The sequence below is a fragment of the Sporacetigenium mesophilum DSM 16796 genome, assembly GCF_059569055.1.
Map to the genome: position 1 here is coordinate 1 of NZ_JCANUR010000036.1, position 6,660 is coordinate 6,660.

At 29.4% G+C, this 6,660-nt stretch carries 4 protein-coding genes and 3 rRNA genes; 1 reads left to right on the plus strand and 6 read right to left on the minus strand.

Going from position 1 to position 6,660, the window contains the following annotated elements; genetic code table 11:
• The 4 genes from BS62_RS14965 to BS62_RS14980 all read right to left on the minus strand — a co-directional run.
• A 16S ribosomal RNA gene (locus tag BS62_RS14965) occupies positions 1 to 75 on the minus strand; the annotation flags it as partial.
• Positions 76 to 376: 301 nt separating this feature from the next.
• Positions 377 to 1,534 (minus strand): DUF819 family protein, encoded by a 1,158-nt coding sequence (locus tag BS62_RS14970; RefSeq protein ID WP_496492066.1) that lies wholly within the window; start codon positions 1,532 to 1,534, stop codon positions 377 to 379.
• A 79-nt stretch (positions 1,535 to 1,613) separates the two neighbouring features.
• Positions 1,614 to 2,156 (minus strand): anaerobic ribonucleoside-triphosphate reductase activating protein, encoded by a 543-nt coding sequence (nrdG, locus tag BS62_RS14975; protein WP_496492067.1) that lies wholly within the window; start codon positions 2,154 to 2,156, stop codon positions 1,614 to 1,616.
• Between the two features lie 26 nt (positions 2,157 to 2,182).
• Entirely contained in the window at positions 2,183 to 4,540 is a 2,358-nt protein-coding gene (locus BS62_RS14980) for an anaerobic ribonucleoside triphosphate reductase (protein ID WP_496492068.1), read from the minus strand.
• Positions 4,541 to 5,115: 575 nt separating this feature from the next.
• On the opposite strand from BS62_RS14980, the gene BS62_RS14985 reads away from it, so the two are divergent.
• The gene (locus tag BS62_RS14985) at positions 5,116 to 6,297 is read left to right on the plus strand and encodes a pyridoxal phosphate-dependent aminotransferase (protein ID WP_496492069.1); all 1,182 of its coding nucleotides are present in this window, start codon (positions 5,116 to 5,118) and stop codon (positions 6,295 to 6,297) included.
• A gap of 103 nt (positions 6,298 to 6,400) precedes the next feature.
• On the opposite strand, the gene rrf is transcribed toward BS62_RS14985, so the two are convergent.
• A 5S ribosomal RNA gene (rrf, locus tag BS62_RS14990) occupies positions 6,401 to 6,517 on the minus strand.
• Between the two features lie 47 nt (positions 6,518 to 6,564).
• Positions 6,565 to 6,660: ribosomal RNA gene (locus BS62_RS14995) — 23S ribosomal RNA — on the minus strand; the annotation flags it as partial.

Sequence of the window (6,660 nt, forward strand, 5' to 3'; positions counted from 1 at the left end):
AAGTCCTCGCTCGACTTGCATGTGTTAGGCACGCCGCCAGCGTTCATCCTGAGCCAGGATCAAACTCTCATGATAAACTTGGCATTACTTTATAAATAAATGGTGTGTTAATTGACCTACTGTTTAATTTTCAAAGTTCAATTTTTATCCCTTTTAAAGGACAAGTATTATCTTATCACTTTAAAGTCATTTTGTCAACTTATTTTTTAATCTTTATTTTCCTCTTTCGAGGACAAGTAATAATATATCATGATGTTTTATATACGTCAACACTTTTTGTAATTTTTTTTGGAACTTATCATTTATTGTTCAAAAAAGATTCAAGAAATAGTAACATAAACAAAAAAGAAGTCCGCATTTTGGACTTCTTTTTCGTTTATATCATAGATAATATTTTTCCTACCAATAGCCCTCCCCCAGTTCCTATTATATATCCCATAAGTGCCATTAAAACTCCTATAGGTACTAAATTTTCATTATAGGTTCCTGCTAGTATAGGAGCAGATGCTACTCCACCTACATTTGCAAGGCTTGCTACCTCACATGTAAATAGATCTAACTTAAATATCTTAGCAAACAATATTAAAACCATTCCATGTATAGATAATATAATAAACCCCGAAATTATATATATATGAGCATTTTGTAAATCACCAAAATTAGCTCTAGATGCTATTAAAGATACTATTATATATAACATTATATTAGATATCTGACTTGAACCAGCTAGTTTCCCTAGTTTAGTTAATGCCCCTAGTACTCCTAATATTGTAGCTATTAATATAGCCCATGATGATGAGTTCAAAAAATCTGTCTGCGGCATAAAATTTCCTACATACAACGATATATTAGAAACTATAAATCCTATTATAAGTAATACTAATATATCTATTATATTTATATTTTTTGTTTTTTTATCTTTGTCTTTTAAGCTTCTTCCTATTTTATCTATTAGTTTTGTGTCTGCTTTGGTCCACTTATTAAATCTATTTGCAAAGGGAACAGATGCTAATAATAACATAACCCATACTGAGTAATTTACAGAGTCCATTAAAAGGGCATAACCCATTTTAGCATCATCTACTTTTAAAGCTTCTTGTATTGCAACCATATTTCCTGCTCCACCCATCCACGTTCCACATAAAACCGCAAAAGACTTCCAAGTTTCTGGTTCGTAAAAACCTTTAAATATTATGTAAGTTATTATAAACCCAATTGCTATACTTATAGATGACGCAAAAAATCCTATAATCATTTTAGGACCTAGCTTTACTATTTCTCTCAAGTCACACCTTAATAACATTAAAAATATTAAACATGGCAATAAACTGCCTTTGACTATATCATATACACCTGTTATTTCTTTATTATCTTCCCATAATCCTAAGTTAGATAATACCATAGTAATAAAATACAATATAACTATTCCAGGTATATAATCAAATATCTTCCCCTTGAAATTTTTTTCTAAGATAATTATAAAAGAACATAAAAGTATTAATACAAAAATATAAAGTACTCCGCTAGCTATCATACCATCCCCCCTATGAAAGTATATTCAAAAGGAATTGTATATATTAAAAAAGAGCATCTATTACTAGATACTCTTTGTCTTATTTAGCTTCATCAAGTTGTTCTTGTTCTATATGTTGTGAGTGAAGTGTAACCTTTTTATTTTTTAGTGTTTTAGCTACATCTATTATTCTTTGATTAGATGAGCCTCTAAACTTAAGGTTAATATCTCTCTTGCTTTCAATAAATCTTCCATCTACTAATACATCTATATTTTGAAGTAACATTAGATTAGTAAAATAATTAGCATTTTTTATATCAGTTAACTCTTCAAATGTATATCCAGTATAAGCCCATACATCTAATCCAATATTTTTAGCTTCTACGGCTATTTCCATAATAGCTTCAGATTGCTCAAAAGGATCTCCCCCTGAAAGAGTTATTCCTCTTTGTAATCTTAGTTTTTTAAGTTGATTTATTATTTCATTAGTATCTATTTCAAATCCACCGTTCATATCATGTGTATGGGGATTATGGCATCCCCTACACTCATGTTTACACCCCTGAGTCCACAATACAGCTCTAAGGCCCGGGCCATCAACTACACTATCTATAGTTAACTGTGAAGCTAGTCTTATATTCATAAGTACCCCCACCATATCTTTTATTTTTAAGAGTGTTTAATTCTATCTTTAACTTCTGCTTTTTTTGCGTCGTTAAATCTATCAACAGTACCAACTAAATATCCTGTTATTCTTCTTATTCTTTCAAATCCTATGCCATTGTCGCCTTCTTTTCTTCCACAAGCAGGGCAAGTATCCCCCTCTATTACTCCATTGTATCCACACATAGGATCTCTATCAAGAGGATGATTTACACTTCCATATCCTATGCCAGATTCTTTCATAGCTCTTACTATAGTTTCAAAAGCTTCTATATTGTCAGATGGACTTCCATCTAATTCTACGTAAGTTATATGACCTGCGTTAGTTAATTCATGGTAAGGAGCTTCTAAGCTTATTTTTTCAAATGCACTTACTTTATGGTATACAGGTACATGGAAAGAGTTTGTATAGTATTCTTTATCTGTTACACCTTCTATTGAACCATAAGTTTTCTTATCCATTCTAGTGAATCTTCCTGATAATCCTTCTGCAGGTGTAGCTATTAAAGAGAAGTTTAGCTTATACTTATCCATAGCTTCATCCATTCTTTTTCTCATATGTCCTATTATCTTTAATCCTAATTGTTGAGCTTCTTCACTTTCTCCGTGATGCTTACCTATAAGTGCCTTTAAACACTCAGCTAAACCTATAAACCCTACAGTTAATGTACCTTGTTTTATAACTTCCTTTAAATCATCTTCCCAGCTTAATTCACTAGATCCTGACCATATATTTTGACCCATTAAGAATGGGAAGTTCATAACTTTTTTGTTACCTTGTATTTCCATTCTCTCTAGTAATTGTTCTATAACTGTATTTATCTTTTCATCTAATTCATTGAAGAATCCTTTTAGATCAACATTATCCTTATTAACTACTCCGTGCTTTATTCCAAGTCTTGGTAAGTTTATAGTTGTAAAAGATAAGTTTCCTCTTCCACTTACCGTTTCTGGACCACATACATTTCCTAAAACTCTTGTTCTACATCCCATATAAGTAGCTTCTGTTTCTGGATTTCCTTCTTCATAGTATTTTAGATTAAATGGTGCATCTAAGAAACTAAAGTTAGGGAATAATCTTTTAGCTGATACTCTACACGATAACTTAAATAAGTCATAGTTTGGATCATCACTATTTAAGTTAATTCCTTCTTTAACTTTAAATATTAATATAGGGAATATAGCCGTTTCTCCATTTCCTAATCCTTTTTCTAATGATAGTAATAAGTTCTTAGATATCATTCTACCTTCTTCAGATATATCAGTTCCAAAGTTTACGCTAGAAAATGGAACTTGAGCACCTGCTCTTGAATGCATTGTATTTAAATTGTGTATGAAAGCTTCCATAGCTTGGTATGTTTTTTTATCAGTTTCTTTATAAGCTTCTTTATAAGCAAATTTTTGTATTTTATTTACTAGCTTTTCATCTAAGTTATAATTATTCATCAATGTGTTTTTTTCTAACTCTAAATAATTATCACTTAGCTTTATTAATACTTCTCTATTAGATTTCGCTTCTAATTCATTGATTAGTTTTTTAATATTTGATGAATCTTCATCTTCTATATCACTAAATAAATAAAGTGCTTTGTATATATTTTCTATATAAGATTTTTTAAATGTCTTTTTTACACCTTTTGCTAAACCATAATCGAAAAATGGTATACTTTGACCTCCATGTTGGTCATTTTGGTTGCTTTGTATAGCTATTGCAGCTAATGCAGCATAACTTATTATGTCATTTGGTTCTCTTAAATGTCCGTGACCTGTTGAAAACCCACCTTCAAATAATTTTGTTATATCTATTTGGCAACAAGTTAAGGTACCCATATTTAAGAAATCCATATCATGAATATGTATATCCCCTTGGTCATGTGCAAATGTATGTTCAGGCTTTATAACAAATGATTTGCAAAATTCTTTAGAAACAGTGCTTCCATATTGTAGCATTGTTCCCATAGCTGTATTCCCATTTATATTGGCATTTTCTCTTTTTATATCTGCAGTTTTAGCATCTAAAAAAGTTATTTCCTCTATAGCCTTCATAAGTCTAGTTTTTGAGTTTCTTATTCTACTTCTTTCTGCTCTATATAATATATACTCTTCACTAGTTTTGGCATGTCCCGTTTCTATTAGAGTCTTTATTACAGCATCTTGTATATCTTCAACACTCGGTATACTCCCTGCAAACTTTCTATTTATAAATTTAACAGCTTCTTGAGTTATTTGTTCTGAAACTTCATAATCTGCTATTTTTCCTTCTTTTTTAGCAACTATATTAGCAGCTAAAAATATAGCTCTAGTTATTTTATCTTCATTAAAATTGATTATTCTTCCATCTCTTTTTTTCACTTGTTGAACCATTTCGTCCGCCCCCTTAATTACAACATATTGTACTTATATTATATATATACACTATATATAGTGTTATATGACTAAAAAAATCCCCTTCAACAAAGTTAAAGGGCTTGTGCATCTATTTAAATCACTTAATAAGAGTATCAAATTTATATAAAATAGTCAAACAGGTTATATCCATTGAAATTGCTATGTTAGTTTTTTGAAAGCTAGTATTTGTAGTATGTGCATTTTTTATGTTACATTTTGGAAAAATTTTATATTTTTTTATATACCACTAAATGTCTTATATTTTAATTATTTCTTTTTACATTTTTGTATAACAACTTTTATTTATGTCATTATTTTTTCTTCTTAAATACAGTTTCTATGTCAAGTAATATAATTCCTTCAATGTCTTTTATTTCACATTAATTTATCTATGTATTTAGTTTCAAATATATTAAATTTCACCCTTAAATAATTGAATATTAATTACTTCTATTACATATTTTATCAGATATATAAATTAAAATATAAGTTTGATGTTATTTCTAATTTTTAGTATCATATAGTAAATATTATTTTTAGGAGGTGTTTTAATGTTATCAAATAGGCTAAGTAATATAACTCCATCTTATACTATAGGAATAAGTAACAAAGTAGCAGTACTTAAAAGTCAAGGCGAAAAAATTATAAACTTAAGTATAGGGGAACCTGACTTTAATGTTCCAGAAAAAGCAAAGGCATTTGGGATAAAATCATTTGAAGAAAATAAAACTAAGTACGATTTAGTTCCAGGGCTAAAAATATTAAGAGAAAGTATATGCGATAAGCTTAAGAAAGAAAATGATTTATCATATGATATAGACGAAATAGTTGTATCAAGTGGGGCTAAACACTCTATAACCAACACATTACTAGCATTGACCAATCCAGGTGATGATGTATTAATACCTAAACCTTATTGGGTTAGCTATCCTGAAATGGTTAAGTTGGCAAATTGTAATCCTATTTTTATAGAAACTTCTAAGGCCATTGATTTTAAGGTTACAAAATTCGATATTGAAAAATACATAACAAATAAAACGAAACTTATATTTATAAACAACCCATCTAATCCAACTGGAGCTATATATTCTAAAAAGGAATTAGAAGATATAGTAAATATTTGTTTTGAAAACAATATATATATATTAGCAGATGAGATATATGAAAAGATATGTTATGATGAAGACTTTGTAAGCATTGCTTCTATAAGTGATAAAGCAAAGGATATAACTATAACTATAAATGGTTTTTCAAAATCTGCTGCCATGACAGGTTTGAGATTAGGTTATTCTGCTTCAAATAAAACTATCGCTAAAGCCATATCAACTATACAAGGTCACTTAGTATCTCATCCTTGTACAATTGCCCAATATACAGCTTATGGAGCTTTAGAGTACTGTGCAGATGATATAGATAATATGGTATCTACTTATAAAAATAGAAGAGATTTAATAACTAATAAATTATCTAATATACCTCAGCTGAAATTTATATATCCTAAAGGTGCCTTTTATTTGTTTATAGATATATCATACTTAAAAAATAAAATAGATTATAAAGAAAGTTTTTCTATTGAATTTTGTAATAAACTTCTAGATGAATATAAGGTTGCAGCAGTCCCAGGTATTGCATTTGGCATGGATGATTATATAAGGATCTCATATGCATGTAATGAGAATGAATTCTTAGCTGGAATAGATAAAATAAAGGAACTAATAGATAATATAAAATAAAGCGTATATGTAAACATATACGCTTTATTTTTGATATTTTATAAGGTTTTAAAGTGATATTATAAACTTTGAAAGGTTTATTTTTTTATAAATAAAAAAGACTACGCGGCTACGTCCTACTCTCCCAGGCAGCTTCCCACCAAGTACCATCGGCGCTAAAGAGCTTAACTTCTGTGTTCGGAATGGGAACAGGTGTATCCTCTTTGCTATAGTAACCACATAATCTTATTTATAGTGTTAGCACACTAAAAACTAAACAGCATATTATTGGTCAAGTCCTCGACCTATTAGTATTCATAAGCTAAATCCATTACTGAACTTACACCTTGAACCTATCAACCAGGTAGTCTTCCTGGGGTCTTA

Bases quoted from the DNA above. Each gene is read 5' to 3' on its own strand.
- BS62_RS14970 (WP_496492066.1), bottom strand. From the start codon at position 1,534: ATGATAGCTAGCGGAGTACTTTATATTTTTGTATTAATACTTTTATGT.
- nrdG (WP_496492067.1), bottom strand. From the start codon at position 2,156: ATGAATATAAGACTAGCTTCACAGTTAACTATAGATAGTGTAGTTGAT.
- BS62_RS14980 (WP_496492068.1), bottom strand. From the start codon at position 4,540: ATGGTTCAACAAGTGAAAAAAAGAGATGGAAGAATAATCAATTTTAAT.
- BS62_RS14985 (WP_496492069.1), top strand. From the start codon at position 5,116: ATGTTATCAAATAGGCTAAGTAATATAACTCCATCTTATACTATAGGA.